The 865-nt window shown below is 52.3% G+C and carries 1 protein-coding gene; it reads left to right on the forward strand.

The features are described 5' to 3' along the window. Positions 1-25 precede the first annotated feature (25 nt). A partial coding sequence (locus KQJ19_RS23765; RefSeq protein WP_275972574.1) for a T6SS effector BTH_I2691 family protein occupies positions 26-865 on the forward strand: 840 nt, incomplete at its 3' end.

Below are 865 nucleotides of genomic sequence, written 5' to 3' on the forward strand. Positions count from 1 at the left end.
GATGAAAAATCATAAATGTGACTGTATGTCACAGGGACCGGCATTACTACCCGTACGCTATGCGGTGATTCCTGAATATATTAAAGAACCGTTACCGGAGTGGGCAACATCAGGAGTATCGGCTTACCCGGTGGAAAACGAAAATTACCACTATGCGCTGCGCGCAATGCGCAGAGGATATATCTATATCTACTATCCGTATCTGACGGACTGGGAGGCGTGGTCGGTATGTGATGACGGCAGTTTGTGGAAACAGATTTCGGCGAAAAATGTCCTGGAGAAAGCAGAGCCTGACTGTCGGCAGGGAACCTACAGTAATGGCGGAAAGGATTTTCTGACGCTGCCCTATGAAGTTCTGGAGAATGACATCTGGATAGCATTCACGCAGTGTCCGTGGACGGAAAATACGCTGGAGCGTTACGCGAGCGATGGCGTGCAACGGCAGAGCAGAATGCAGTGCGTGAGTTCATCGAACTGGAGGGCGCCACAGGCTTCACAGCAAATAACGGAGGCAACCACAGCGAATCTAGCCAGTGTTCTGGATTACATTCCTGCGCAGGGCAGCATGCTGAGCCCGGGAATGCGGTTACCTTATGGCACCCATAATAAAATACGCGTCAGCCAGTGTGTGAATGAACGCTATGCAATAGTCAAAGACCCGGGGCCGCAGGAGACATTGTACCCGTGGAAGAGTGGAGTGGTCGGAAACACAGTCCGGCAGATGAAGGAACGGGGTGTGAAGCCAGACGGTTCCCCGGTCACACCGTTGTTGATGGCGCTGCATGATGCAACAGGGATAACGCATGAGCTGACGGGATGGACAAACGATGTCCTGGCGATGGCGAAGATATTCGGTGATGAACGC

This window comes from Citrobacter sp. S46_ASV_140 (genome assembly GCF_018919545.1).
GTDB lineage: Bacteria > Pseudomonadota > Gammaproteobacteria > Enterobacterales > Enterobacteriaceae > Citrobacter > Citrobacter braakii.